Annotated in this window: 26 protein-coding genes, 1 tRNA gene and 2 pseudogenes; 13 read left to right on the top strand and 16 right to left on the bottom strand. The window is 70.5% G+C overall.

The window, feature by feature from the left end; genetic code table 11:
• Positions 1 to 68 precede the first annotated feature (68 nt).
• From OG410_RS13960 to OG410_RS13950, 3 genes are all read right to left on the bottom strand, one after another.
• On the bottom strand, positions 69 to 518 hold the full coding sequence (locus OG410_RS13960; protein WP_329299435.1) for a MerR family transcriptional regulator: 450 nt from the start codon (positions 516 to 518) through the stop codon (positions 69 to 71).
• Entirely contained in the window at positions 515 to 859 is a 345-nt protein-coding gene (locus OG410_RS13955; RefSeq protein ID WP_329299434.1) for a hypothetical protein, read from the bottom strand. Before OG410_RS13955 ends, OG410_RS13960 begins: the two co-directional genes overlap by 4 nt.
• Before the next feature lie 363 nt (positions 860 to 1222).
• On the bottom strand, positions 1223 to 1681 hold the full coding sequence (locus tag OG410_RS13950; RefSeq protein WP_329299433.1) for a hypothetical protein: 459 nt from the start codon (positions 1679 to 1681) through the stop codon (positions 1223 to 1225).
• Between the two features lie 286 nt (positions 1682 to 1967).
• On the opposite strand from OG410_RS13950, the gene OG410_RS13945 reads away from it, so the two are divergent.
• Positions 1968 to 2056 (top strand) — tRNA-Val (locus OG410_RS13945).
• A 146-nt stretch (positions 2057 to 2202) separates the two neighbouring features.
• On the opposite strand, the gene OG410_RS13940 is transcribed toward OG410_RS13945, so the two are convergent.
• The 3 genes and pseudogenes from OG410_RS13940 to OG410_RS13930 form a co-directional block, all read right to left on the bottom strand.
• On the bottom strand, positions 2203 to 3756 hold the full coding sequence (locus OG410_RS13940; protein ID WP_329299431.1) for an alpha/beta hydrolase: 1554 nt from the start codon (positions 3754 to 3756) through the stop codon (positions 2203 to 2205).
• Between the two features lie 255 nt (positions 3757 to 4011).
• Positions 4012 to 4242, bottom strand: a complete 231-nt coding sequence (locus OG410_RS13935; protein WP_329299430.1) for a hypothetical protein — start codon at positions 4240 to 4242, stop codon at positions 4012 to 4014.
• Between the two features lie 584 nt (positions 4243 to 4826).
• Positions 4827 to 5000: pseudogene (locus OG410_RS13930) on the bottom strand (tyrosine-type recombinase/integrase); the annotation flags it as partial.
• Between the two features lie 103 nt (positions 5001 to 5103).
• Between OG410_RS13930 and OG410_RS13925 the strand changes: the two are divergent.
• The gene (locus tag OG410_RS13925) at positions 5104 to 5757 is read left to right on the top strand and encodes a hypothetical protein (RefSeq protein WP_329299429.1); all 654 of its coding nucleotides are present in this window, start codon (positions 5104 to 5106) and stop codon (positions 5755 to 5757) included.
• A 357-nt stretch (positions 5758 to 6114) separates the two neighbouring features.
• Here OG410_RS13925 and OG410_RS13920 read toward each other — a convergent pair whose 3' ends face one another.
• Positions 6115 to 6351 carry a hypothetical protein gene (locus OG410_RS13920; protein ID WP_329299428.1) on the bottom strand — a complete coding sequence of 79 codons (237 nt, stop codon included), beginning with the start codon at positions 6349 to 6351 and terminating at the stop codon, positions 6115 to 6117.
• An 886-nt stretch (positions 6352 to 7237) separates the two neighbouring features.
• Here OG410_RS13920 and OG410_RS13915 point away from each other — a divergent pair.
• Complete coding sequence (locus OG410_RS13915; RefSeq protein ID WP_329299427.1) at positions 7238 to 7462, top strand: cold-shock protein; 225 nt, start codon at positions 7238 to 7240, stop codon at positions 7460 to 7462.
• Between the two features lie 293 nt (positions 7463 to 7755).
• Complete coding sequence (locus OG410_RS13910; RefSeq protein WP_329299426.1) at positions 7756 to 8850, top strand: hypothetical protein; 1095 nt, start codon at positions 7756 to 7758, stop codon at positions 8848 to 8850.
• A gap of 322 nt (positions 8851 to 9172) precedes the next feature.
• On the opposite strand, the gene OG410_RS13905 is transcribed toward OG410_RS13910, so the two are convergent.
• Entirely contained in the window at positions 9173 to 9439 is a 267-nt protein-coding gene (locus OG410_RS13905) for a hypothetical protein (RefSeq protein ID WP_329299425.1), read from the bottom strand.
• Positions 9440 to 9446: 7 nt separating this feature from the next.
• On the opposite strand from OG410_RS13905, the gene OG410_RS13900 reads away from it, so the two are divergent.
• Positions 9447 to 9641, top strand: coding sequence for a DUF3761 domain-containing protein (locus tag OG410_RS13900; protein ID WP_329299424.1), 195 nt, complete (start codon positions 9447 to 9449; stop codon positions 9639 to 9641).
• A 36-nt stretch (positions 9642 to 9677) separates the two neighbouring features.
• On the opposite strand, the gene OG410_RS13895 is transcribed toward OG410_RS13900, so the two are convergent.
• A complete protein-coding gene (locus tag OG410_RS13895; protein ID WP_329299423.1) occupies positions 9678 to 10010 on the bottom strand; it encodes a hypothetical protein in 333 nt (110 codons plus the stop codon).
• Between the two features lie 219 nt (positions 10011 to 10229).
• On the opposite strand from OG410_RS13895, the gene OG410_RS13890 reads away from it, so the two are divergent.
• From OG410_RS13890 to OG410_RS13875, 4 genes are read left to right on the top strand one after another with little or no spacing between them, the layout of a single operon-like run.
• On the top strand, positions 10230 to 10694 hold the full coding sequence (locus OG410_RS13890) for a MarR family winged helix-turn-helix transcriptional regulator (protein ID WP_326788055.1): 465 nt from the start codon (positions 10230 to 10232) through the stop codon (positions 10692 to 10694).
• A complete protein-coding gene (locus tag OG410_RS13885; RefSeq protein ID WP_329299422.1) occupies positions 10694 to 12121 on the top strand; it encodes an MFS transporter in 1428 nt (475 codons plus the stop codon). Before OG410_RS13890 ends, OG410_RS13885 begins: the two co-directional genes overlap by 1 nt.
• Positions 12122 to 12123: 2 nt before the next feature.
• Positions 12124 to 12711: a hydrolase gene (locus tag OG410_RS13880; protein WP_329299421.1), complete on the top strand. Its 588-nt coding sequence runs from the start codon at positions 12124 to 12126 to the stop codon at positions 12709 to 12711.
• Positions 12712 to 12748: 37 nt separating this feature from the next.
• Positions 12749 to 13660, top strand: a complete 912-nt coding sequence (locus tag OG410_RS13875; RefSeq protein ID WP_329299420.1) for a LysR family transcriptional regulator — start codon at positions 12749 to 12751, stop codon at positions 13658 to 13660.
• Positions 13661 to 13765: 105 nt separating this feature from the next.
• Here the strand turns inward: OG410_RS13875 and OG410_RS13870 are convergent, their stop codons facing one another.
• Entirely contained in the window at positions 13766 to 14680 is a 915-nt protein-coding gene (locus OG410_RS13870) for a ketopantoate reductase family protein (protein ID WP_329299419.1), read from the bottom strand.
• Positions 14681 to 14816: 136 nt separating this feature from the next.
• Positions 14817 to 15032: pseudogene (locus tag OG410_RS13865) on the bottom strand (MBL fold metallo-hydrolase); the annotation flags it as partial.
• Between the two features lie 172 nt (positions 15033 to 15204).
• Between OG410_RS13865 and OG410_RS13860 the strand changes: the two are divergent.
• On the top strand, positions 15205 to 15435 hold the full coding sequence (locus tag OG410_RS13860) for a DUF2277 domain-containing protein (protein WP_329299418.1): 231 nt from the start codon (positions 15205 to 15207) through the stop codon (positions 15433 to 15435).
• A gap of 173 nt (positions 15436 to 15608) precedes the next feature.
• On the opposite strand, the gene OG410_RS13855 is transcribed toward OG410_RS13860, so the two are convergent.
• The 3 genes from OG410_RS13855 to OG410_RS13845 form a co-directional block, all read right to left on the bottom strand.
• The gene (locus OG410_RS13855; RefSeq protein ID WP_329299417.1) at positions 15609 to 16238 is read right to left on the bottom strand and encodes a DedA family protein; all 630 of its coding nucleotides are present in this window, start codon (positions 16236 to 16238) and stop codon (positions 15609 to 15611) included.
• Between the two features lie 198 nt (positions 16239 to 16436).
• Positions 16437 to 18107, bottom strand: coding sequence for an alkaline phosphatase D family protein (locus tag OG410_RS13850; RefSeq protein WP_329299416.1), 1671 nt, complete (start codon positions 18105 to 18107; stop codon positions 16437 to 16439).
• A gap of 158 nt (positions 18108 to 18265) precedes the next feature.
• The gene (locus OG410_RS13845) at positions 18266 to 18910 is read right to left on the bottom strand and encodes an HNH endonuclease family protein (protein WP_329299415.1); all 645 of its coding nucleotides are present in this window, start codon (positions 18908 to 18910) and stop codon (positions 18266 to 18268) included.
• A gap of 482 nt (positions 18911 to 19392) precedes the next feature.
• Between OG410_RS13845 and OG410_RS13840 the strand changes: the two genes are divergently transcribed.
• Both OG410_RS13840 and OG410_RS13835 read left to right on the top strand, forming a co-directional pair.
• Positions 19393 to 19974: a TMEM165/GDT1 family protein gene (locus tag OG410_RS13840; protein WP_329299414.1), complete on the top strand. Its 582-nt coding sequence runs from the start codon at positions 19393 to 19395 to the stop codon at positions 19972 to 19974.
• 522 nt (positions 19975 to 20496) lie between these two features.
• Complete coding sequence (locus OG410_RS13835; RefSeq protein WP_329299413.1) at positions 20497 to 21159, top strand: HAD-IA family hydrolase; 663 nt, start codon at positions 20497 to 20499, stop codon at positions 21157 to 21159.
• Positions 21160 to 21550: 391 nt separating this feature from the next.
• Here OG410_RS13835 and OG410_RS13830 read toward each other — a convergent pair whose 3' ends face one another.
• Positions 21551 to 22951, bottom strand: a complete 1401-nt coding sequence (locus OG410_RS13830; protein ID WP_329299411.1) for a peptidoglycan-binding protein — start codon at positions 22949 to 22951, stop codon at positions 21551 to 21553.
• A gap of 383 nt (positions 22952 to 23334) precedes the next feature.
• Between OG410_RS13830 and OG410_RS13825 the strand changes: the two genes are divergently transcribed.
• Positions 23335 to 25293, top strand: a complete 1959-nt coding sequence (locus OG410_RS13825) for an MDR family MFS transporter (protein ID WP_443063885.1) — start codon at positions 23335 to 23337, stop codon at positions 25291 to 25293.
• 3 nt (positions 25294 to 25296) lie between these two features.
• On the opposite strand, the gene OG410_RS13820 is transcribed toward OG410_RS13825, so the two are convergent.
• The gene (locus tag OG410_RS13820) at positions 25297 to 25818 is read right to left on the bottom strand and encodes a GNAT family N-acetyltransferase (RefSeq protein WP_329299409.1); all 522 of its coding nucleotides are present in this window, start codon (positions 25816 to 25818) and stop codon (positions 25297 to 25299) included.
• Positions 25819 to 25881: the final 63 nt, after the last annotated feature.

The raw sequence follows: 25881 nt of genomic DNA, 5'->3' as shown, positions 1-25881 counted from the left end.
GGCAGCACGCCAGGCAGGCCAGCCCGGCTAGGCTCGCCAGCGCGTTGGTGGTCCGGGGCGGGCGGGGATCAGCAGCAGGGGCCGGCATTGCGGTTCTCCTCGGCTAGGTCGGTGAAGGGGATCGGGCAGCAGGCATTCGCCGCGCACTCGGTCAGGTCATCGCACCCGGCCTCGACGGCCGTGACCAGCGCGGTGCGAATCGTGGTCAGGTCCGCGATCTTCGCGTCGACCTCGGCGAGCTTGGCCGCCGCACGCTCCTGCAAGCCCGCGACGGGGCGGCCGTGGCGGTGGCGTCCGGTCTCCAGCAGCTCGGCCACCTCGTCCAGCGTGAAGCCCAGGCGCTGAGCAGCCTTGATTATGCGCAGCGTGGTCACCGCTTCACCCCCGTACAGGCGGTGACCTCCGGGGCTTCGATCCGGCTCGGCGAGCAGCCCGCGGCGCTCGTAATAGCGCAGGGTCTGGATGTTCACCCCGGCGGCATCGGCGACCTGGCCACTGCGCAGGTCTGCGCCGCTCACTGCAGTTCCTGAGAGGCGACTGCGGCGCCCGCCCGTGCCGCCAGAGCGTTCAGCACGGCCTCATGTTCCTGACCCACCGAGATATCGAGTACAACCGCGGCCGAGGTACCGGTGACCGTGAAGCCGAAGAACGAGCAGCAACCGTTCTCCCGCTCCGCCAGGTCCCGCGTCCGTTCCTCGCACTCCGCTCCACCGGGCAGCTCCAGCCGAACCCGCAGCGGCTCCAGCCGCATAGGCGCCGTGACCTGCGTGGCGAACAGGGCATCCCACTCAGCCAGCCGCAACGGCTGCTCCTCGGTCGGCAGCGTGCACGACTGCGGTACCCAGCCCAGCTCTGTCATCGCGCTCACTCCCGTCATCACGTCCCCTCTCTGGGACACCTCCGACGGTAAACCTGTACCTGAGTACCGATTGCAAGGGGCGCCGGATGGTCACGCCTGGAGGGACCTTGGGCACTGTGCGGCCCGGCTGACATCAGCGGCTGACACCAACAGGCACGAACACGAGCGGTCGGCGCGGGACCTCAATGGACGATCGAGCGGGACGTAGGGCCGGTTGAGCGACGCTGATAGGACCCTGTGATCGACCTGATAAGGATGAGGCCAGACTTCAAAGCCTGTGTCAGGGGCGCGGCACGGTCGGCAAGCGATGAACGGCGCCCCACCAGCCAGGCTCCACTGATCGCGGGCCAACGGTGCCCTGTGTCAGAGGTTTTCGCGCATTACCGCCTGAAGGTCCTTGCGTGCTTCGTGGAACTGATCAAGAGCTTCGATGTACTCCGCTGAGGTCAAGGAGAGGTCCGGCCTTGTGTCGAGCAGGTCTCGCCACTGACGCAAGAGTCGGTACACGCGATCCGACTTCTCCTTGACTGCCGGCGGTGCCTGCAGATTGATTTCATAGCGCCGCATGAGCACCGAGGAGTCTCGAAAGGCATCCAAAGCGGCCTGGTAGCGAACAGTTGGGTCAGCCTCCCTCAGGATGATCAGCCGCAAGGAGGATGAACTCTCGGTCAGGGCCGTGAGGTACCTGGTGTAGAGATCTCGTCGTACATCCTGAACACGGCTCGCATGATCACGGCGGTACCGCACGCGATCGACGAGCAAGGTGGCACCGATGCCCAGCATGGCGCCGATGACCGTGCTGATCTGTGTCCCCCAGTTCACGAGCGGCACCGTAGTGCTAATGGATCGCTCATGGAACCCCGCAAGGCGGGACGCAGGCTGCACCACCGCCGACTCTGTCACGGATCGTCGCGCTCTCGGTGCTCTTCGGAGAGCGGCCGGGCGTAGGGAGAGGCAGGTCAGCCGAGGGTGGACGCTCTACCCGCAAAGTGCCTTCTAGACCCTCGGTCGTTCGGAACGTGCCACAGCCGTGCCACATCGTGCGGTCAACCACGGTCAACGACGGCTCGCCGCAGTCGAGATGCGCCGTTCGCCTGGGCTGCCGCAAGGGCCGTAGTGACCTGGGCGAACATGTCACCGACCACGTCCGCCCTTACAAGGCGGATGTCGGCGGTTCGAAACCGTCCGCGCCCACCAGTCTCAGGACACGAACAAGGCCCAGGTCAGCCGGTGTGAAGCCGGTGATCTGGGCCTCTGTCGTTTCCGGCCGGTGGGGGCCGCTGCGCCATTCACGTGCTAACGCCCGCGCTGTTGCTGAGCCGCCCGGCGGATCCGTACGAGCCTCAGGACATGCTGCCCCGGCACACCGTCCCCGGGGCCGGGGTGCGGCCCGTGCGGAGGTAGTGGTCGACCGTCTCCGTGACGCAGCGGTTCTGCGGGTATGTGCCGTGGCCCTCCTCCTCGGCCGTCAGGAGGACGCCGACGCCGTCGCCCAGGGCGCGGGCCATGTGGCGGGCGCCGGGGTAGGGGGTGGTCGGGTCGCCGGTGCCGCCGACCACCAGGACGGGAGCAGCGCCGTCGGCGTTCACCTGGAGCGTGGCGCGCTCGCCGTCGAACGGCCAGTCGTAGCAGAGGTAGACGCCGCTGGACCAGGCCGCGCCGAAGACGGGTGAGGCGGCTTTGACGCGGGCCGCGTCCCGGTCGAGGCGTTCGAAGCCGGGGCGCAGGCTGGAGTCCGCGCAGGTGATCGCAATCAGGGCGGCGCGGATGCTGTCGCGCGGGCTCGCCGCGCGGTCGGCGGAGCCGATGTCGTCCGGGTCCTTGATCAGCGGACGGCCGTCGTTGTGGTCGATCAGCGCGGTGAGGGCCTTGGCGAGCGGCGCCCAGCCGTCCGTGCCGAGGCGGAGATGGTCGCTGACGGAGAACGCGAGGTCGTCGGCGTCGAGGTTCCTTCCGGCGCCGGCCGGGGCGGGCTTCTTCTCCAGGCGGTCGGCCAGGCGCGCCATGCGCCGCGCGGCCTCCTCGGGCCCGTCGCCGGTCGGGCAGTGGCGGATACGGGCCGCGCAGTGCGCGGCGAACCGGTCGAACGCCGCCTGGACCGCCTTGACCTGCGACACCTGCTCCTCGTCGAGGTCCTCGGTCGGATCGACGGACGCTTCGAGGACGAGCCGTCCGACGTGCGACGGGTACAGGTGGGCGTAGACCGCGCCGAGCGCCGTTCCGTACGAGACGCCGAAGTAGTGCAGCCGCTCGTCGCCGAGGAGGTAGCGCATCAGGTCGAGGTCGCGCGCGGTGTGCGAGGTGCCGATGTACGGGAGGAGCGCCCCAAAGTGCTCGGCGCAGGCCTCGGCCCCGTCGTAGCCGGTGTCGTCCGCGGTCTTCCCGCATCGCACGGGGATGGTGGCGCCGACGCCGCGCGGGTCGAAGGAGACCAGGTCGTAGCGGTCGAGGAGCGGTTCGTACTCGTTGAGGGATTCGGGCAGTCCGCTCACGCCGGACACGCCGGGGCCGCCGAAGTTGAGGACGAGCGAGCCGATGCGCCGGGCGTTCGGGCCGGTGGCCTTGCGGCGGATCAGGGCGACGTCGATCGTCCTGCCGTCCGGTTTCCGGTAGTCGAGGGGGGCCTTCATGGTGGCGCAGTCGTAGCCCGTGCGCGCGGTGGGCGGCGAGGTGCAGTCGGACCAGTGGAGGTGCTGGCCGGTGGTGAGCGCGGTGGGCAGACCGGCGGGCGGGTTGTTCGCGGTGAACTCCGTACGCGGCTCCGCACTCCGGCCGGGAGCGTCGTGCTGGAGCCAGGCGCTGACGGCCCCGATCGCGACGAGGACGACCACGGCGATGATGCGCGCGCCGACCGAGAGGCCCGGTCTATGGCTTTGTATCGGATGTGCGTCACTCATCGAAATCCCCGCGCTCCCGCCCCTGGACGCCCGCCCCGTGCCCGCATGCCCGCATGCCCGTATCCGTGATCGTTTGATCGTCGAATGCGTGCAGGATACAAGCCGCCTCCGACAGCACGGCCGGACGCCCGGCGTGCGATGTCCGGGGCCCAAGTCGGGAACCTCCCGCGACGACCAATGACGACCGTCAACAACTGCTCCTCAACCAATGGTCAATTGAGGTGCGTACTCCCGTGGCCAGGCCGACAGCAGGGGTCATCGTCGCCGCCAAAGTCTCTGGTGCGGTTCTTGGATGGGGGCAATTTCCGTGTTCCGGGGGCGAGATGCCCTCTTCCAACTGACCCAGGCCCCCCACGAGAACCAGGCACTGGCGACCAGGCCGCGGATGACGCTTGGGGCGTCGTGTCCATGTGCGGCGCTGAGCAAGCCGCCGATGGCGGCGACGATGAGGAACAGGGCAAGGAAGGACCAGATCACGATCTTCATGTCGGGGAACGGTATCCGGCCCGCGCCGGCCCTTGGGGCGCAACGGGAGCAACTCCCCGGCCCGGCGGTCGCCGCCGTACGGTGCTTCCGGTCGTCCCTCGTCAGCCGACGAGCTGTTGGCGATGACCGAGCGCACCCAACCTCAGATCACGTACGGGCCCACGTTCAGGGCAGCCGAGCACGACCAAGCGAAGCCGCTGCAACGAGTGCTGCGGTACAGCAGCGAAGTACAGCGACCACAGCGGCCGACCCCGCCCGGCAAGGTTCGCTGAGAACCGTTGGCCGAGCGGTTTGACCTTCATCGACCGACCTGCGTAGTGCTACGGATCAGAAGGTCGCGTGCCACAGTCGTGCCACATCCTGCGGTCAACCACGGTCAACAACGGTTTGCCGCAGTTGAGATGCACCGTTCCCCCGGGCTGCCGCTACAGCCGGAACGACCTGGGGAACTCCGCCGCCGGCCACGTCCGCCCTTACAAGGCGGATGTCGGCGGTTCGAAACCGTCCGCGCCCACCAGGAACAAGGCCCCCAGCCGATCATGGCTGGGGGCCTTTGACATCCAGATCTGACATCAGTGCCGTGACTACTCGCGCTGCGTGTCCTGGACGACGTGCGCGTAGACGTTCATCGTGACGGCGATCTGGCTGTGCCCCAGGATTTCCATCACGACGCGGGGCGCCACGCCGGCCGCGGTGAGCAGGGTCGCGCAGCAGTGCCGGGCATCGTGCAGCCGGATGACCCGAATGCTTCCTGGTTCCGGCGGCAGGCAAGGATGAGTCGACCAACCACCCTGCGGCCTGGGCTATGGCTCTCTCCAGGCCGGGTACTGCAAGGACTCACTCTTGACCCACAACCGGACAATGGCCCTGATTCTGGTGTTCTCGGGATTGATGCTTTCGGCATGCGCCACGGACTCACCCACGCGCGTGAAAACCGGCGAGCAGGTGGTCCACGACCGGCTGGCCGCAGCCGACGACACCCCCTACTCGGCAGCGCTCAAAGCTGTCACGCAGTCTGGTACCAGACGACTGCAGCGTGTTGTCGGGCGGATCAACCTCAACGCGCCCTTCACTGGGCGCACGAGAGACGAGACCGAGCAGTACACCGAGGACGTCGTGATCACCCGGCAAAAGGTGTACCGGAGGGCCACTGGCTCCCATGGTGTGTGGCAGGAGTTCCCCGCATCGGTGGCCAAGGGCGGCATTCCCGTGGACCGACTTCCTCAGTACGTGGATCTCATCCTTGATCACGGCGGCTCGGTGCACCGGGAGAGCGAACCCGTCCGTGTGTCGGGCCGCCTCACTCCGAAGGACATCGAATCGGTCGACAAGATCAGCGGGCGCAACCTGCGCCCCGCCATCGCGATCAACGCCGATGTATGGATCGACAAGGACGGCCGGATCGTACGCGTACGTCAGGACGTCCACTTCGCGTCCGAGCCCGGCTTTCAGAGCACGCTCACGCTGACCGATTTCAAGAGCGCGGTTCCAGTGAGCGCGCCGGTCGCGAAGTGAGCAACGCTCGCCGGAAGCTTAAGGGTCCATGATCACTCGCCCCATGGCAGCTCCCTCCCAAGGTCTCGGAGCCGACCTCCTGCCGTCATCAGGCGGATGGATGAGCCCTTGATACCGTCCCGCCTGTGAAGGATCCGCACTGGTGGCCGAAGGCAAGGCCCCTGCTCCTGGCATGGCTCATTACGACGCCGGCCCTCTGGGCGTTGAGCAAGCTGACGGGAGAACCCGAAGGCATCGGTACGTGTGCCGTCGCCGCCGCCTGGGTGGCCGTGTGCGGTGAGCTTGCGCCAAGGTGGCACCGGTACCGCCGATCAAGGAGGCAGGCTCGGAACGCTGCCAGCAGCAGCTAGTGCCGCATCAGGCAACGTTTGCCCTGTTGATGAACCACGCGAACACAGCCGCGCCGACGGGTACGGCGACAACGTAGCCGATGAGGATACCGACGTCTGAGTCAGCCGACGCGGGAAGGGCCCAGTTCGCTACTGCAGCCACGAGCAGTGTCACCGTTGCCAGCGCAAGGACAGCGGCAACAACGGCGAGCCGTCGGGGCGGTCCCGCACGGTGCAACTCAACCGCAGGCCAGAGCGCAAGCATGCTCGTAGTCAACATGCCGAGAGTGGGATCGGGCAGCCACCCAAAAAACAGCCACGCCAACAGGCCCGCCGAATCCTCATCGCCGAATCGGGCGGGCGCGTGGCGGCACCATGTCATCATCGGCCGATGCTGACCGAGGGGGACGCGCGCCGACTGGTGCTTGCCGAGATCGAAGGCGTGCGAGGCTGCGTCGAGTACGACCTTCAGATCCTGCGCGTAGAGGCCTTGCCGTTCGGGTGGATCTTCTACTGGGGAGCAGTCTGGGACGGTCGGAGCGGACAGCGCCCTCGATTGGGAGGCAACGGACCCTTCTTGGTGGATCGCGACAATGAGCGGTTGATCCGAACTGGTACCGGCGTCCCCGTGGCTCGTCAGATCGCCGACTACGAACGGCGACTACGACGCGAAGCTCACGCCCGGAACACGGCAGCGAAGCGGGCTGCGCGGGAGCGCGATACCGCACCCCCCGCGACCGCCCCTGTCCGCTGCCGTCCCTCCGAGGCCTCGGAGCGACCGGAATGACCGACGCTGACCGACGCTGACCGGCGCTGACCGAACTGGCTGGAGCTACGGCTCAGAAGGCTGCCCAGATGGAGACGGAGATGGAGATGATCTGGCCTCGTGCCAGGCCGTCTCAGTTTCCGTCTCATTCAGCGACGTTCAGAACGACAGGTGGGTCGGCACCCCGCTCCTGGAGTCCGGGTGTGCACAACACCCTCCACCTGGGGCATGGTTGTACGTACACCTCAGGTCGGCCCGAGTCGGTCAAGGCCCCGGCGTTCGCCCGGCCGTTCAGCAGCCTCTCAACCGGTCGCGGGCCCCGGTGGCTTCGAGGCCAAGGCTCCAGGTAGGGGCCGGCGCAGACAGAGCCCATAGGGTGCTGCCCATGGTGACTGCGACTGTCCGCGAGTGGAACGACGAGGAAGGGTGGGGCGTGCTCGACTCCCCCGAGACCCCCGGCGGCTGCTTCGGCCACTACTCCGACATCCAGATGACCGGCTTCCGCACGCTGTCTCCCGGACAGCGGATCGACCTCACATGGGAAGCCCCCGGTTTCAAGCAGGACGGGTACGACTACCGCGCCGTGAGCATCGTGCCTCGGCCCGCCTGACATCCGCGCCTGACATCCGTTCCTACATCCGCGCCTGACATCAACGGCGGCAGACGACGTGCGCGTGGGCCATGAGCGGTCCCCGGCAGTCCGCTACGCCGCCGCGCCCCTTGCCGCTGCATGCGGTAGCGCCATGGACCGAACTCCTGAAGTGGTGCTCAACTCGGTGCAACGGCAGGAGCCCCCGGAGATCCACCAGTGGCGATCATGGGCTCAAGTCGAGCTGTGTGATGATGCGCTGAACATTGCCGGTCCGGGGGAGGGCCTGGCGCGCGCGAAAGGTGGGGCCCGTCGTGGGCAAGGGTGGGGAGTCCATACCGGACGAAGAGTGGGAGCGCTTCCTTCGCGAAGCCGAGGCGGGGACCAAGGGCGCGCCCAAGGAGCCGTCGGCGCGAGCCCGTATGGTGGCGCGGCGCCTGGAGGAGACCGCCCGACCGGAGCCGTGGCGGAGTCATCAACCGGCCCGGCGGCAAAGAGGCAAGGGCTGGTACGCCGTCGGTCTGCTGGCTGCGGCCGCCTTGCTGGTCGTGGCTCTGGATCCCGGGCGGGTCACGGGATGGTTCGGAGGCGGGGGCGGCGAGAGCGCGCCGCTCGCCGCGGAATCGGAGAGCCCGGATCAGCCGCCGCCGACGGAAGCAGTAGCCCAACAAGCCACCTTGGACGAGCCGTTCAAGGGGTCGCCTGCGGTGCGGTGGGGTGACGGGACGGATGGGATCGGTCTGCCCGAGGCGCAGGCGACCGGCTGGATGAACAAGCGGCAGGTCGCACAGGCACTCGAAAAGACCCGGGACTTCCTCGACGCGTCCAGTCTGGATCCTGGTGTGCTGCGCGGGGAGATGCCGAAGAAGGCGATCGCGTTGATCAATCCTCATCAGCGGGATGTCCAGGACTTCCTGGCGACCGCGTTCCGTTCGCCGAGCCGTGAGAACGATCCTCTGCTGCTGTTCAGCCGGTTCGAGAAGTCGAAGGTCCGGCTTGTCGGGGATGTGGTCAAGACACGGGGGCGGATCACCTACCGAGAGGGCAAGCGCGGTGCGGTCGAGGTGACCACCGATGTCACGTACGTATATCCGGTCGTACGCGCCGCAGCGGGAAGCGACGAAGTCGTGCGCACGATCGTGCGCCGCGAGGTCGTGATGAGTTGGGACGACCCGGCGAAGGTCGTCATCGAGCCGGGTACGTTCTCCTTCGTCTCCTACAAGGTGGACAGCACCAACGGCGGCTGCGACACCTTCACCGGTTACCTCACCCCCAAGTTCGAGGCGGAGCGCGCGACTTCGAGCCCAGGAGACGGCCCTGAGGTCGATCCCTACAACCGGAGCAAGTCGATGGAAACACGTATGCGGGAAGCCGGCGACGCGGGGTGCGGAACGGCCACGCGAGAATGACCGGCGCTGACGACTGCTTGCGGTGCATCGGCTCGCGGGTGGTGGCGCCGCCGGGGGCAGGGAGAGTGCTGCCGGTGTGCCGGAGATCGTGAGCCCGGGTCCGGCCTCTGGGCGCTTGCTCCGCCAACTCCCCGGTTTCTAAAAGAACATGAAGCCGGGAGTCGTGGCCTTGGTCGTCCGCCGCGAGCCGTCGGCCGGCATCGAGCACACGCCCAGCGAGCCCAACTGCCGTTGCCCGGCCTGCGTCCGAAGAGGTTCAGGAGCGCACGCGCCGAGCACCGTGACCGGCATGCCGGCGGGAGGCGGCTCGCACAGTGCGCTCTCAGCGGGTCAACGTCACCAGACCCGGAATCGCCAACCCGGCTCCCAGGAACCCGCATTGCAGTCTCATGCGTCCGAGGCTCTTCCAAGGCGTCCCCCAAGGGGTCCGGTAGCGCGGTGAGAACGTCACGTCCGCCCAGTCCCCTACCCATACGTCCGCGCCGCGGTAGCCACCGGCCACCACGAGGAGCGCGCCGCCCGCTGTCAGTGCGAGCACGCCGATAAGAAGCACACGTTCCCCCTTCCTCGCCAGGATCAGCGTCGGCACCGCTGCAGTGTCGCAAGGCGCCGACTCGAAGGCGTCGAACGGTCGGGCGGACGCCGGCATCACGGAATCAGAGACCTCGGCCGACGGCGGAGGACAGGAAGAGCTGTGCGGCGACGGTACGTACAGCTATTCCGCGCACCGGCGAGGTACGTGCTCGCATCACGGCGGCGTGGCCGGCCGGCTTGCCGGGGCGCCCTCGTAGGGGACGCGGACCCGCGACGAAGCGGCCCGCGTCGCCTCAGGGCGGAGTGTCGCGTGTGTGCTTCAGTCGCATCCGGGCGTCCACCTTGTCCGGAGGGGTGATCTCCGACCAGAAGCGGTGGCCGGACACGAACACGGTGAGCTCGCGCTCGCGCTGCCGGAGCTTTTCCACCTCGGCCTGTTCGTCGTCGGTCCAGCCGGGGGAAGCGGGGCGCTCCACCTTGCGCCAGCCACCGGTGTCACTGAAGCCGTCCAGCGGCTCCACCGACCAGGGGAGTCGTTTCAGCAGGGCCAGCAGCTCGGCCCGGACCTGGTGCAGCTCCTCCTGACCGGCGAGGAGGTCACTTGGAAAGTCATAGGTCGCAGCCACGGCGGCAATGCTACGCCTGTTCGATTTTGAGGTGCGAGTTCCTTCCGGGACTTCACGCGAACGGGTGTTCCGAACGCCTGTTCCAGTAAGGGTGGGAATCTCGCCCGCGGCAGGGGTGGCGGACGGTGAATCCCGCCCGTCGTAGGGGCGACAAATTGAACAGGCTGGACTGTACAGTTTGAACTGGACAGTTTGGGCTGGGCGATCTACCGTGGCGGTATGGATGTGAGCGGCAAGGGGTCGAACGAAGCGGGCGTCTCGGATTCCGCGGCGCGGGCCGCGCAGGATCTTCGGGTCGCGTTCAGCCTGCTCCGGCGGCGGATCCGCGAGGTGTCCGAGGCGCAGGACCTCACGCCCTCCCAGATCTCCGCGCTCACCCTGGTGAGCAAGAGCGGGGCCGCCACGGCCAGTGCGCTGGCGGCGGCCGAAGGGGTGCGCCCGCAGTCGATGGCCGCCACGCTCGCGGCCCTCGACCAGTTCGGACTCATCCAGCGCAACCCCGACCCCGGGGACGGCCGGCGTCAGCTGGTGACGCTCACGGATGCCGGGCGCGAGCGCGTCGAAGGCACCCGGCAGGCCCGTTCGGAGTGGCTCGCCCGAGCCTTCGAGGAGCGCTGCACTGAGGACGAGCGGCAGACCGTCATCGAGGCCATGGCACTGCTGGAACGGCTCACCCGGTCGTGATGGCCACCCTCCGCGACTGGCTCCAGCACCGGATCACCCCCGCACGTCACCGCCCGCCCGACCGCTTCGACCGTCGGCTGATCGCCCCGATGGTCCTCGGGTCCGTACTGAACCCCGTCAACTCCTCGATGATCGCCGTGGCGCTGGTGCCGATCGGCAGGGCGCTCGGAGCGTCCCCGGCGGAGACGGCGTGGCTGGTCTCCGGGCTGTATCTCGCCACCGCGGTGGGGCAGCCCGTCATCGGGCGTCTCGTCGACCTGTACGGGCCCCGCCGCCTCTACCTCGTCGGTACGGCCATGGTGGGCGTCGCCGGACTCCTCGGCGCCCTCTCCCCGGATCTCGGCGCGCTGGTCGCCGCCCGGGTGCTGCTCGGACTCGGCACCTCGGCCGCGTATCCCGCCGCGATGCACCTGACCCGGAGCGAGGCGGAACGCACCGGGCAGAGCAGCCCGGCCGGCGTGCTGACCGCGCTCGCCGTCTCCGCGCAGACCGTCGCCGTGGTCGGGCCGACGCTGGGCGGCCTGCTCATCGGCGTGGGCGGCTGGCGCACCATCTTCCTCGTCAACGTGCCCCTGTCCCTGGCCTGTCTGGTCCTCGGAACCCTGCGGCTGCCGAAAGCCGCGAAGCCAGCACCGGAGGAGTCACCAGCGTCCGCCTCGCGCGGTGTCGACCTCGTCGGCATGGCCCTGTTCACCGCGCTGCTCGTCGCTCTGATGCTGTTCCTGATGAGACCGCGGGCCGCCGACTGGTACCTGCCGGTGCTCGCGCTCGTCGCCGGGGCCGCCTTCGCCCGGCGGGAACTCCGCGTTCCGGCCCCGTTCATCGACCTGCGGGTGCTCGGCGGCAACGGACCGATGCTCGCCACCTTCCTGCGCCAGTTCCTCGGCTACACCACCGCGTACGCCTTCCTCTACGGGTTCACACAGTGGATGGAGGAGGGGCGCGGGCTGCACGCTGCCGGTGCCGGGCTGGTCCTGCTGCCGCTGTCGCTGAGCGGACTCGTCGTCTCCGGCGTCACCGGACGGCGGGAAGCCGTCCGCGGCAAGCTCGTGGTCGGCAGTCTCGTCCAGATCGCGGGCTGCCTGGTGCTGCTGACGATGAACTCCACCAGTGCGATCTGGCTGCTGGCCGGCGTCGGCGCCCTGATGGGCGTTCCGCAGGGTCTCAATGGCCTGGCCAATCAGAACGCCCTGTACCGGCAGGCCGACCCCGCCCGGATGGGCTCCGCGGCCGGACTGCTGCGCACCTTCACCTACCTGGGCGCGATGGCCGCCTCCGCCGCCGACGCCGCCTTCTTCACGCACGGCGCCGACACCGGCGGCCTGCACCATCTGGCCCTTTTCATGCTCGCCGGAGCGGTGCTGCTCCTGGCGGTGACCCTCATCGACCGATCCCTTCGCGATCTCACCCCCCCCCGAAAGGCCTGACCATGGCAGTCACCACGCTCGACCCCCGCACCGCGCTCGTCCTCATCGACCTTCAGCACGGCATCGTCGGCAACCCGGGCCTCGCCCCGCACGCCGCCGCCGACGTCGTGGAGCGCTCCGTCCGGCTCGCGGACGCCTTCCGCGGCCACGGCCTCCCGGTCGTCCTCGTCCGGGTCACCGCCGCCGCCGACGGCGCGGACGCCGTACACGGCCGGATCGACGGCCAGGGCCCCGGCCGCTCCTTCCCCGAGGGCTGGGACGTCATCGTCGACGACCTGGCCGGGCACCCCGGGGACATCACCGTGACCAAGCGGAACTGGGGCGCCTTCTACGGCACCGACCTCGACCTGCAGCTCCGCCGCCGCGGGATCACCCAGATCGTGCTGGCCGGCATCGCCACCAGCATCGGCGTGGAGTCCTCGGCGCGCGCCGCCCACGAACACGGCTACCACGTCACCCTCGCCACCGACGCCATGTCCGACATCGACCCCGAGACGCACCGCAACAGCGTCGAGCGGATCTTCCCCCGCCTCGGCGAGACCGGCACGAGCGAGGAGATCGTCGAGCTGCTCGACAAGACCCGAGCCTGATCGGCCAACTCCACCGGTCCACAGGTACCTTGGGGCCGTGACCCTGGATGATCTTCGTGTGTTCGTCGCCGTCTGCCGGGCCGGGAGCCTGAGCGCGGTGGCCCGGGAACTGGGCTGCACGCAGTCGGCGGTGAGCCAGCACGTACGCCGGCTGGAACGCGAGGTCGGGCTGGGGCTCGTCGAGCGGCAGGCCCGGGGCGTGGTGCCCACCCGCGCCGGGCGGCTCCTCGAACGGGCCGCCGCCGACGGCATCGCCGGGCTCGACCTCGCGCTGCGCGGGCTCGACGAGCTGGCGCGCGGGGGCGGCGGTACGGTGCGGATCGCCACCGGCGGCACCACCGTGCGGCACTTCATGGCCGAGGCCGTGGTCGAGTTCCGGGGGCGGTACCCCAAGGTGAGCCTGGAGTTCCAGACCGAGAACTCCAGCCGGAGCTGTTTCGACGCGCTCGCCGACCACGGGCTCGACCTCGCCTGGGTCACCCTCGGCCCTCCCGTACGCGGGGTCGAGCAGCGGGCCGTCGCCGAACTCCCCTGGGTGCTCGCCGTGCACGCCGACCACGAACTCGCGGCGCGGGAACGGATCGAGGCGCGGGAGCTGGCCGGACTGCGGATCGTGGGGCTGCCCGAGCGCTCCACCTCCCGTGCCCATCTCGACGCCGCCTACCGGGAGTTGGGGATACCGACGGGTACCTCCGACACCAGTGTCGCGGACTGGGACACCGCGATCCTGCTCGCCGAACTCGGGCTCGGCCACGCCGTCGTCCCCGCCCTGCCCGGGTTGCCCGGACCCGGCCACCCCTGCCTCCGCTTCCTCCCCGTACCGGCCCTGCCACCTCTCGCGGTCGGCTGGGCCGTCCGCCGCTGGGACGCCCTGTCACCCGCGGCGCACGCCTTCGCCGACACGGTGGCCCGGCACTGCTCGGGCGCCGGGACGGCGGCGGGGGACTGACCCCGGCACCGGCCCCACGACACCCGGACGCCGTCGGGCACCGCCCCCGCCCTCCCGGTACGGCGCCCTCGCTCTCGGCCCAGCCGTAGTGCCGCGGTACCGCCGTCAGTTGCCCGTGCCGGCGATCGGCGTCAGGTGCCCGACCAGTTCGCTCGCCACCGGTACCGGCACCCCGGTCCGCTCCGCCGCTCGCAGCAAAGCGCCGCCGATCGCGTCGAGTTCGAGTGTCCGGCCCGCCTCGTGGTCCCGCTGCATGGAGGACTTGGTGGCCGCCGGGAAGGCGTCGTAGCGGGCGAGGGCGGTCGCCGGATCGGTGGCGGCTCCGCACGCACGGCCCACCGCGGCCGTCTCCTCGACGAGAGCGGTCAACTCCTCGCGGTGCAGCGTGCGCACGTCGCCCACCGGCACCCCGTACCGCGTCGTCAGCAGCGCGAACGGCGCGAGGAACGACATCTTCGCCCAGAGCGTCGCCGACTCCCCGTCCTGGACCCGGGCCCGCGCTCCGGCCCACTCCAGCGCCCCGGCGAGTGCCTCGACCCGCGCTCGGGGCGCGGTGTCGGCGGTCAGATCGAGCTCGGCGAACGGACTGCCGTGCTCGATCACTCCCGGGGCGACCCGCGTCGACTCCACGCGGATCACCGCGGGGGCCACCTGCTCGGAGCGGTAGCGCTCGCGCAGCAGCGCCGGATGCTCGACACCGTTCAGGAGCGGGACGATCAGGCACTCCTCGCCCAGGGCCTTCGCCGGGAGGCGCTCCAGCGCGGCGTCCAGGGCCGTCGCCTTGACGGCGATCAAGCACACGTCGGCCGGCTCGCGCAGTTCGGTGTCCGCCTCCACCCGCGCCGTGAAATCACCGAAGTGGCCGCTGCGCACCTCGATGCCGTCCGCGGCCAGCTTCCGCACGGTCTCGTCACCGGCGAGGCAGATGACCCGGTGACCGGCGCGGGACAGGAGTCCCGCGAGCAGCCCGCCGACCCCTCCCGGACCCAGCACCGCCACCGTCAGCGCGTCGTTCGCCATGGATCCTCGCTTCTCTCCACGGGACCCGGACGGCCCCCGGAGATCGTCACAACTCGCGGCGATCCGAGTCAATCCTCGGAGAAGCTTGCCGAACTCCAAGCATTCGCCAGGGTATTGCGCGAACCGGGCCGCGCCGGTGCAGCGGGAGCACCCGGACGGCGTCGAGGATCACCGCCGCCCGTGCCGCGTCCTCGCTGGTCAGGGTGAGCGGGGCGGCCGGTACCAGCGGGGTGCGCGCCGCGCCCGCGAACAGCACGGCCACATCGAAGGGGCCCTCTTGGTCCGCGATCTCCCGTACGGCGTCCAGGGACGCGTTGTCACCGCTCATGTACACCTTGGGCAGCCCGTCCCCGAAGCCGCAGGCCACCGATCGCGATGTCGGCGGTGGGACCGCCGACGTAAGTGATCTCCACTGAGGCCGTGTTCCGCTCGGTCCACGGATCCGGCGGCGGTATTCCCGGCCGTGGCGGGCCGCCTTGCGCGAGCGGTGACCAGGACGGCGCCGGACGCGCAAGACTGGACGCATGTGCCGCAGCATCAAGACACTTCGCCCGCCCGCGATCCCCGAGGAAGCGACCGAGGAGGAGATCCGCGCCGCCGCTCTCCAGTACGTCCGCAAGGTCTCCGGGTTCCGTGCCCCGGCCGCCCACAACCGTGAGGTCTTCGACCGCGCCGTCGAGGCGGTCGCGGCGGCCACGGCCGAGTTGCTCGACCACCTGGAGGTGCGCGGGGCGGCGGCCCAGCGCGCCGGATGACGCACCCGCCGCCCGGAACCCGACCGCCGCCCCGGGCGCGCGCACCCAGGGCGGCACGCGGGCCACGGGCTCACGGCCGTGGCTCACGGCTTCGGCCGCACCCCGTGGTCGGTGCCCCCGTACCCGTACCCGTACCCGTACCCGTGAACGCCGGTGCCGGCCTGTGCGGTGGCTCAGGCGCCGGTTTCCTGCTCCCGCAGCGCGGGCCGGCGTACGACATAGGCCGCGCCCGCCCCCGCGACGAACAGCGCCCCCACCGAGATGGCCGTCGTGAGCCAGGTGGCGCCCAGCCACTGGCCGCCGAAGTAGCCGAGGGCCACGCTGTAACCGGCCCACGCCAGGCCGGCGAGGACCGACCAGGGCAGGAAGTCGCGGACCCGGCGGTGCGCGGCGCCCGCACCGAGCGACACGACCGAGCGGCCGGCCGGCGCGAACCGGGCGACGACCACGAGCACACCGCCGCCGTGCGCCAGGACCTCGCCGAGACGTTCCTGCGCCCGGGTCAGGCGGCGGGACCGGGCGATGGCGCGATCCAGACGGTCGCCGCCACGCCAGGCGAGGCGGTACGCCACCAGGTCGCCGAGGACCGAGGCCGTCGCCGCGCAGAGGGTGAGCACCAGGATGTCGGGCACGGCGTGGGGGACGCTGCCGGTCGCCGTGGCGGAGCCCGCGGCGGCCGTCGCCGCCGTGATGACCAGGACGCCACTCGGCAGGACAGGCAGGAAGACGTCAAGAACGATGGACACGGCGATCACCGCGTAGATCCATGGGCTGCTTGTCAGCGACCCCACACTCTCCAGCACCGGACTCTTCCCCCGACTCCCCCGTAAGCCCGGCCGCGCCGCTACTCGCGGGGAGTGGCATGGCAGCCATACAGCCATACAGCGTACGCCGCGGATGGGTCGGAAGATCCTCCGGGGACGCATGTGTCGGTCACATCACGTTCACGCCTCCCCACGCTCCGGTACTCCGTACGGCGTCGGCAACCGCAAGGAATGGACCTATTCCGGGGTGATCCGGGACTCCGACACCGTCGTCAGCCGGGCCGCTCGGCCCGTACCCTCGGCGCCGCCGCCCCGCACAGGCCGCGCCTGTTCGAGGCGCAGGGAGGCCGAACGGCCTTGCAGGGTAAGGGTCATGAGCTGATTGCCGAACCAAGGGCCACCGGTTTTGAGCCAGTCGACCGGCGGGTGCCCGCAACGGCCGTGCCGGGCAAGGAGGGTGCCGAGCAGTCGGGCCGGGCGGCTCCAGCCGAAGCGGAAGCCGAGCCGTACGGAGAGCGGGATGGAGTTGTGGACGGGGGAGCAGGTCAGCTGGAGCACCCGGGAGGAGGGCTGCTCGGCGGGGTCCGTCCAGACCGGATGGGCGACGTAGGCGTGATGCACGTCTCCCGACAGCACGCACACGGTCGCCGGTGCCCGCTCGCCCGAACCGGCCTCGGCGATCAGCTCCGCCAGCTCCCCGAACGACTCCGGGAACGCCGCCCAGTGCTCCAGGTCGGCCGCGCGCCGCAGCCGCTCGCCGAACCGCGCCCAGCGCCCGCCCCGCTCGCCCCGGCACAGAGCGGCGTCCCACGTCTCCACGTGATGGATCAGCGGGGGCAGCAGCCAGGGCAACGACGTGCCTATCAGCAGATGGTCCCGGGAGCCCGGCGCCTCCAGGGCCTGCTCGCGCAGCCAGGCCGCCTCCCCGGGATCGAGCATCGCGCGGTGCTTCTCGTCCAGGACGCGGGCCGCGCGGGTGTCGAGCATCAGGACACGGGTCCGGCCGAAGTCGCGGCGGTAGCTCCAGCGCACCGAGGCCGGGTCGGCGTCGGCCTGGGCGGCGAACGCGCGCAGCACGTCCGTGCCGTCGGGGGTCTCGCGTACGGCCGCGTACAGGAGGTCCGCGGAGAGCTCGGCGGGGGAGAGGTTGCCGAGGTGCTGGTGGACCCAGTACGACATCAGACCGCTGAGCACCCGCTCGCGCCACCACGGGGTCGCCCGGATCTCCGCGAGCCAGGCCTCGCTGGTGTTCCAGTCGTCGATGACGTCGTGGTCGTCGAAGATCATGCAGCTCGGCACGGTCGACAGCAGCCAGCGGATCTCGGGGTCGAGCCAGGATTCGTAGTAGAGGCGGGTGTACTCCTCGTAGTCCGCGACCTGATGGCCCGGGGGGTCCGCCAGACCTCTTCGTGCCGCGATCCACGCGCGGGTCGCCCTGGAGACCTCGTCCGCGTACACCTGGTCGCCCAGCAGCAGGAGCACGTCCGGGCGTTCGGCGTCCGGAGCCGAGGCGATCCGGGCGGCGAGGGTGTCCAGGGCGTCGGGTCCCACGGGGTCCTTCTCGTCCGCGGGCGGCGAGGCCCAGCGGCAGGAACCGAAGGTGACACGGACGACGGCGTCGTCGCCCTCGGGAGTGCGGACGACCGAGGGGGGAAAGCGCGAGTCGGGCAGCGGCCACACGGGCGTGCCGTCCAGCAGGATCTCGTACGGGGTGTCCGTGCCCGGTGTCAGTCCGCTCACCGGCACGAGCGCGTAGTGATGGCCCGCCACCTGGAAGGTGCGGGCCTGTCCGCGGGCGCCGTCCGCGCAGCGCACCTCGGCGGTGCACGGGCGGCTCGCCTCGACCCAGAAGGTCGCCGACGAGCCGTCCACATACCTCAGCAGCGGTCCCAGACGCAGCTCGGCCATGGTGATCCCCCTCCTCCGTCGCCCCGTACGGTACGGAACGACGGAGGCCTGTGGGGAGGTTCCGGAGACCGTGGGAACACCGTGGGGGGACGGTGTCCGGAACCCTGGCGGCTTACGGCCGCCGGTCTCTGGGCCGAGGGTGCGGGTCGAGGGTGCGGTCAGCAGCCGGCCAGGACCGAGCTCAGCTTGGTCTTCTCGGCGGAGTCGACCTTCAGGTTGTAGTAGTACTTCACCTGGACCCAGGCGCGGACGTAGGTGCAGGCGTACGCGGTGCGTGAGGGCATCCACGTGGCCGGGTCCTGGTCGCCCTTGGACTGGTTGACGTTGTCCGTGACGGCGATGAGCTGGGGGCGCGTCACGTCGTTGGCGAAGGCCTGGCGCTGGGCGGTGGTCCAGGCGCCGGCGCCGGAGTCCCAGGCCTCGGCGAGCGGTACGAGGTGGTCGATGTCGACGTCGGAGGCGGCGGTCCAGGTGGCGCCGTCGTACACGGAGTACCAGCTGCCGCTGGTGGACGCGCACGCGGAGTCGGTGACGACGTTCGAACCGTCGCGCTTGAGGATGTACTCACGGGTGTTGCAGGTGCCGCTGATGGTGATCCAGGTGGGGAACAGATCACGGTCGTAGCCGGTGCGGCTCTCCGTCGCGACGGTGAGGGACGCGAGGTAGGTGCGGGCGGTGGCCGCGCTGACCGGGGTGGGGAGGGCGGCGGAGGCGGGCGGGCCGGTGAAAACACTGGCCATGGCTATCAGACCCGTGATGCCTGCGAGTATGCTCAGGCGTCGACGCGCGTAGACCTTTGGCATGCGAACTCCCTTGTGGTGTGGGGGTGTTGGAGTGCGGGCGAACGAATGCTCGCGGCGTCGTGTTGCCGTGAGGTAAGTGCGCGGTTAGAAAATAATGACGCGTGCATGACATAACAAGGTTCATGACAGAACTTTCTCCGGCGTGAGGGTGTCCGGGCCGGGGGGCTTTCGGCCCTGTGGGGCCGCCGCGCGGGTCGCGTACTATGGACGGCGCAGAAGGGGAGTAGCTCTTCGCCGGACCGTCGACATACTGCTCAGCTCGTCTGAGCCGGCGCCCGGAGGCAGGCCTCGATCACGAGACCGGCCAGCGAGACCTTCGGCAAGCAGTGCACTTGCCCTGCCGGGCCTTTCCGGCGTGGGCGCTTGTGCCCGAGCCACCCGGTGCGGGCGTTGCTGTGTGCTGCCGTGCCGAAGTGGTCGCGCAGTCACAGCACGCGTCATCGCAACACTCTCGGCGGGGCAGCCCGACCGATTGAGGGATTTTGATCAGCTTCAGCGTGATGGCGCTCGTTTTCGGTGTCGTCTTCCTTGCCGAGCTGCCGGACAAGACCGCGCTCGCCGGCCTTGTCCTCGGCACGCGCTACCGCGCCTCGTACGTCTTCGTCGGTGTCGCCGCCGCGTTCGCCGTCCATGTGACGCTCGCCGTCGCGGCGGGCAGTGTGCTGACGCTGCTGCCGCAGCAGATCGTGCACGCCGTCACCGGTGTGCTCTTCCTCGGCGGCGCCGCGGTGCTGCTGATGAAGAAGGACGAGGACGAGGAAGAGGTCCGCAAGCCGGCGAACCAGAGCTTCTGGAAGGTGTCCGGGGCGGGCTTCATGCTCATCCTCGTCGCCGAGTTCGGCGACCTCACGCAGATCATGACGGCGAACCTCGCCGCGCGGTACGACGACCCGCTGTCGGTGGGGCTCGGCGCGGTGCTGGGGCTGTGGGCCGTCGCGGGGCTGGGGATCGTGGGCGGCAAGGCGCTGATGAAGCGGGTGCCGCTGTCGTTGATCACCAAGGTGGCGGCTGTGCTGATGCTGGGGCTGGGGGCTTGGAGCTTGTACGAGGCTGTGGCTGCCTGAGGGTTCGCTGCGTCGGCGTCGGCGTCGGCGTCTGTGGGTGTCGGTGCCGGGTGCGTTGTGGGTCGGGGCCGTGCCGGTGCATCAGCCCGTCGCCGTTGGATGAGGCGTGGCCGTCGGTGGCGACGGGCATCGATGTACCGGCACGGCCCCTTCCGTGCGTGGCCGACTGCGGGTGCGTTGTGGTGGCCGGTCCGGATTTCAGCCCCGGCCGGGGACGTTTCAGCCCCTCCGGCGTTCGAGGAGCGGGGGCTGGGGCGGAGCCTCAGGTACGGGACGGGTAGGGGCGGAGGGGTGAAAACCCTGCGCCCCGGACCAGCTTCCGTTGCCCCCGGACCTGCTCTCGTCGCCCCCGGGAGGGAGGTGGGGCCGGTGTCTGGGGTGGGGGCGGTGGCGCTGGGGGGAGTTGTTTTGTATCTTGTAGGAACAAAGTGGTTCCCGTCCGCATCTCCCTGACCGGCGGGCGGGGCCGCCTTGTTTCCCGGGGGTGCTTTTGTCCCCCTGTCTGCGTTTTGGAGCCTGCCGATGACCACGGCCACCACAGTTCTGACCGCTCGCGCCCTCCTGCTCGACATGGACGGCACCCTCGTCAACTCGGACGTCGTCGTCGAGCGCTGCTGGCGCGGCTGGGCCGACCGGCACGGGCTGGACGGGGACGAGGTCATGAAGGTCGTTCACGGCAGGCAGGGGTACGCCTCGATGGCGGTGCTGTTGCCGGACCGTCCCATGGAGCAGAACCACGCGGACAACGCGCGGATGCTGGCCGAGGAGACCGCCGACATGGAGGGCGTCGTCGCGATCCCGGGTGCGCAGGAGTTCCTCGCCTCCCTGGCCGGAGTGCCGCACGCGCTCGTCACCTCGGCGGATGTGGCGCTGTCCGGCGGGCGGATGGCCGCGGCCGGGCTCGGACTTCCCGATGTCCGTGTCACCGCCGAGTCCGTCGGTGCCAGCAAGCCCGATCCCGAAGGCTTCCTGAAGGGGGCGGCCGAGCTGGGGATCGCGCCCGAGGACTGTGTCGTCTTCGAGGACTCCGGAGCGGGGATCGCCGCGGGGCGGGCCGCCGGGATGCGGGTCGTGGGTGTCGGTCCCCGGGCCGGGTTCCATGGGCCGGATGTGCTCGTGCGTGATCTGACCGAGGTGCGGGTCGAGGTCGTCGGAGACGGCACCGTCCGCCTTCACATCGGCTGAGGTCCTCAGCACCGGCTGAGGATACGGATCCCCTCCGGGGGCGACGGGAGTGGGGCTGGGCGTAGGGTTTTCGCCCCCTCCGCCCCTACCCGTCCCGTACCTGGGGCTCCGCCCCGGACCCCGCTCCTCAAACGCCGGAGGGGCTGAAGCTTTCCCCGGCCGGGGCGGGAATTTCACGGCCGTGAGGCACTGCACCCAAGTCACCGCACACCCGCAGCCGGGATCCGGCGGAAGGGGCCGTGCCGGTACATCACATGCCCGTCGCTTACGTTCGGATCGAGCAGCGGCTCCCTACGAAACCCACGTCTGATCCAACGGCGACGGGCGGATGTACCGGCACGGCCCCGCCCCCCACCGAACCGGCACCGCAAACGCCAGCGCCGGGCTACGGCTACGGCTGGGACGTCTCCGCCTCCAGGCTCGCCCGGGTGGCCGGGCCGTACACCCCGGGTTCGTCTCCTGAGATGCCCCGTGCCCACTGGTACCAGCGCACGGCGTCTTCGAGGCGGCGGTCGAACTGGCCGTCCGCCTTCCGCATGTACATCCTCAGCCGGCTCAGCCGGAGCTGGAGCTCGGTCACCTCGGACCCGCTGTCGCCGCGCCGCAGGGTGGGCCCGGCCACTTCGTTCGAACCGCCGCTCCCGGTGGACGCCACGGATCCCGTCGCGGTCGCTGTCGGGCTCGGGTGCGCGGATGTCGCCGACGCCGTGGCCGACGAGGACGGTGACGCCGACGCGTCCGACTCGGACGCCGACGGCGACGGGCTCGTGCTCGGTGAGGCCGACGCGGACGCCGAGGCGGACTCCGACGAGGACGCGCTCGCCGACGGCACCGCGGAGGCCGTGTCGGACAGGACGTCCGGGGCGCTCGCCCTGACGTCCTTCGGATGAGCCTCGTCCCGCGCGGGAGGGTCGTAGGAGAGCAGACCGCTCGCCACCCCCGCCGCGGCCACCACGGTCACCACGACTCCGGTGACGGCCAGGACACCGCTGCGCCGGCGACGCCTGGCCCGGCCCGCGGGCGAGGCCTCCTGGCCGGGCCCCGAGGCGCGCGCGTTCTCGTGGAAGAGGCGGACGTCGGTGGCGCGTGCCTCCGAGGGGAGCGCCTTCAGCCGCATGGTCGCGTCCGCCGGCATCGGTGCCGACGGCGTGGCCGCCTCGGGCGGCAGCGGTGCCGAGCGCGGGGCGGCATCCGCCGGTACCGGGGCCAGCCGCATGGTCGCGTCGGCCGGGATCACGGCGAGCTGCATGGTCGAAGCGGCCGCGTCCTCTCCGCCCGCGGCCGGCATCGGCATCCCGCCGGCCGGCTGGGCGCCGGCCACGGAGCCCGTCGGCTCGGCGCCGCCGGCCGGTGCGCCGCCGTGGAAGCGCGGGTCGTCACCGTTCACCGGCATGGCATCGGCCGCCCAGCCCCCGCCGCCCGGAGATGCCCCATAGGCGCTCACGGGCGCCGAGGTGCCCTCCGACGCCCAGGTGCCCGCTTCGGCGGACATCCAGGGCTCTCCAGCCGTCGGGGCGGCCTGCCAGGGGCCCATGGCCGCGCCGGCCGGACCCGGGGCGCCGGCGCCCTCGGCCGGCTCCCAGCCCCCTCCGGTGGGCCCGGGGTACTCCGGGCCCAGTTCTACGTAGGGCCGTATGCGCAGCGGGTTGAAGTCCTCCGCTGCCGCGGCCTGCGCCGAGCGCTCGTCGCGCAGGGCGTCGGACGCCCTGCGGGTGCAGGCGCAGGACGGGGTGCCGTCCTGCGCCCGGTGTGCGGCGCACTCGGGGCAGACATGCCCGGTCGGTTCAGTCACGAGTGGGTCCCTCCCCCCTGAAAACTCCAGTGATTATCCGGACGACCTTCATACAACCTTCAAGCAGCCCCCCTGAATCGTGGATTCTGGTTGTCTCGACAGGCCATAACCGGACACACCGATCAGGATGGAGGGTGACCGGGACCCTCGGTGCTCAGGGAGGCCGCATGACCGGGGACGCGCAGGGTTCCGACGCACCGTCCGGCCAGGGGCCGGAAGGGGTGGAGGCGCCGGCCGGCGGCGGCACGGGCGAGCCGCCCGGACTGCACGACTCGGTCGAGGTGAGCGAGTCGGCGGTGCGCCGCCGCACCGCGGCGGCGACCGACGCCCGGGACTCGGTGCACGGCAGCGTCTTCGTGTCCATCGGCGCCCTGCTGCTCGGCATGCTGCTCGCCGCGCTGGACCAGACGATCGTGTCCACCGCGCTGCCGACCATCGTGAGCGACCTCGGCGGCCTGGAGCACCTGTCCTGGGTGGTCACGGCGTACCTGCTCGCGTCGACGGCGGCGACCCCGCTGTGGGGCAAGCTCGGGGACCAGTACGGCCGCAAGAAGCTCTTCCAGGCGGCGATCGTGATCTTCCTGATCGGGTCGGCGCTGTGCGGCATGTCGCAGAACATGGGCGAGCTGATCGGCTTCCGCGCGTTGCAGGGACTCGGCGGCGGCGGGCTGATGGTGCTGTCGATGGCCATCGTCGGTGACCTCGTCCCACCGCGTGAACGCGGCAAGTACCAGGGACTGTTCGGAGCGGTGTTCGGCGCGACGAGTGTGCTGGGGCCGCTGCTCGGCGGGCTGTTCACGGAACACCTGAGCTGGCGCTGGGTCTTCTACATCAACCTGCCCGTCGGTGTCGTGGCGCTCGCGGTGATCGCCGCGGTCCTGCACATCCCGAGGAAGTCGGCACGGCACGTCATCGACTACGCCGGTACGTTCCTGATCGCCGCGGTCGCCACCTGCCTGGTCCTGGTGGCCTCGCTGGGCGGCACCACCTGGGACTGGGGCTCGCCGCAGGTCGTCGGGCTCGTGATCCTCGGTGTGGTCCTCGCCGTCGCCTTCGTCGCGGTGGAGCGGCGCGCGGCAGAACCCGTTCTGCCGCTGAAGCTGTTCCGGGTCCACACGTTCACGCTGTCCGCGATCATCAGCTTCATCGTGGGGTTCGCGATGTTCGGCGCGATGACCTATCTGCCGACGTTCCTCCAGGTCGTGCAGGGCGTCTCGCCCACGATGTCCGGCGTGCACATGCTGCCGATGGTGTTCGGGCTGCTGCTGTCCTCCACGGTCTCCGGTCAGATCGTCAGCCGTACCGGCCGCTGGAAGGTGTTCCCGGTCGCCGGTACCGGCGTCACCGCCCTCGGTCTGCTCCTGCTGCACCAGCTCGACGAGACCAGCGGCACGGGCGAGATGAGCGTGTACTTCTTCGTGTTCGGCCTGGGCCTCGGCCTGGTCATGCAGGTGCTGGTCCTCATCGTGCAGAACGCGGTGTCGTACGAGGATCTGGGCGTCGCCACCTCCGGGGCGACCTTCTTCCGGTCCATCGGGGCCTCGTTCGGCGTCGCGATCTTCGGCACGGTCTTCGCGGGCCGCCTCGGCGACAACCTGACGAAGGCGCTGGACGGGCAGCGGCTTCCACCCGGCATCACCACGGACTCACTGAAGGCCGACCCGAAGGGGATCACCCAGCTCCCGGCCGACCTGCGGCCGTCCGTCCTGCACGCGTTCGCGACATCGATCACCGATGTCTTCCTGTACGCCGCCCCGGTCGCCCTGCTCGGTTTCGTGCTGGCCTGGTTCCTGCGCGAGGACAAGCTGCGCGGCTCCGTCACGGCCCCCGACGTCACGGAGACACTCGCCAGCAACCCGGTCGAGCGGTCGTCGTACGACGAGGTGTGCCGGGCGCTGTCCGTGCTCGGCACCCGGGAGGGGCGCCGCGAGATCTACGAGAAGATCACCGCGCGCACGGGCTACGACCTGCTGCCGGCGGCGAGCTGGCTGCTGCTGCGGATCAAGAAGTACGGGTGGGCCGAACCCGCTCTGCTGGCCGAGCACAGTGCCGTGCCCCTGGACGTCGTCCTGGCCGCCGCCCGCCAGATCGAGGAACGCCGGCTCGTCCGCCGCGAGGGCCTGGACCTGGTCCTGACCGACGAGGGCCGCGTCGCCGCCGGGAACCTGTCACGGGCCCGCGAGGAGTCCCTCGCCGAACTCCTCGGCGACTGGTGGGGGCCGGACCGCCCGACCGACCTCACCCAGCTGGTCGCGGAGCTGAACGACGAGATGTGCGGCTCCGACGCGGAGCGGCCCCACGAGCGCATGCTGCTCGGCCGGCCCCAGGGAGAAATGGGCTGAGCGTCAGCCGGCCAGGTCCTTCCGGAACCAGTGTTCGGCGTAGGTCTCGTCGTTGTGCGCCGGGGTCTCCTGGTACCCGTGCCGGGCGTACAGGGCCCGCGCCTCGACGAGGTCGGAGCGGGTGTCGAGGACGAGCCGCCGGGCGCCCAGGTCACGGGCGGCCGTCTCGGCGGCCGCCAGCAGGAGCGGGGCCGCGCCCTTGCCGCGCAGGTCCGCGCGGACGAAGACCCGTTTCAGCTCGCCCGTCGTGGCGTCGAGCATCCGCACCCCCGCCGTGCCGCCGGGCTCACCGTCGTGGCGGGCGACCAGCAGCACCCCCGCCGGCAAGGTGAACTCGGTGCCCGTCTGCGCGGCGATCTCCCGCTCCAGTTCGTCGGGATCCGTCGTGCGCCCTTCGTGCACCTGGTACCACCGGTCGCTGAGCTCCGTGTAGTACGCCCGCCACAGGGCTTGGGCGGCAGGGGAGTCGAAGGGTTCCGGGGCCACGCTCCAGGAGTCCTGTGTGCCGGAAGGTGATCGGGTCATGGGCGCCATTGTCGGTGGGCGCCGCCCCCGGCGCGCAACCGGATAACGAGCTCGGCCGAACAG

The organism is Streptomyces sp. NBC_00659, from assembly GCF_036226925.1.
Taxonomy (GTDB): Bacteria; Actinomycetota; Actinomycetes; order Streptomycetales; family Streptomycetaceae; genus Streptomyces.
Note: the sequence above shows the minus strand (reverse complement) of the source record. Positions and strands in the feature narration are given on the sequence as shown.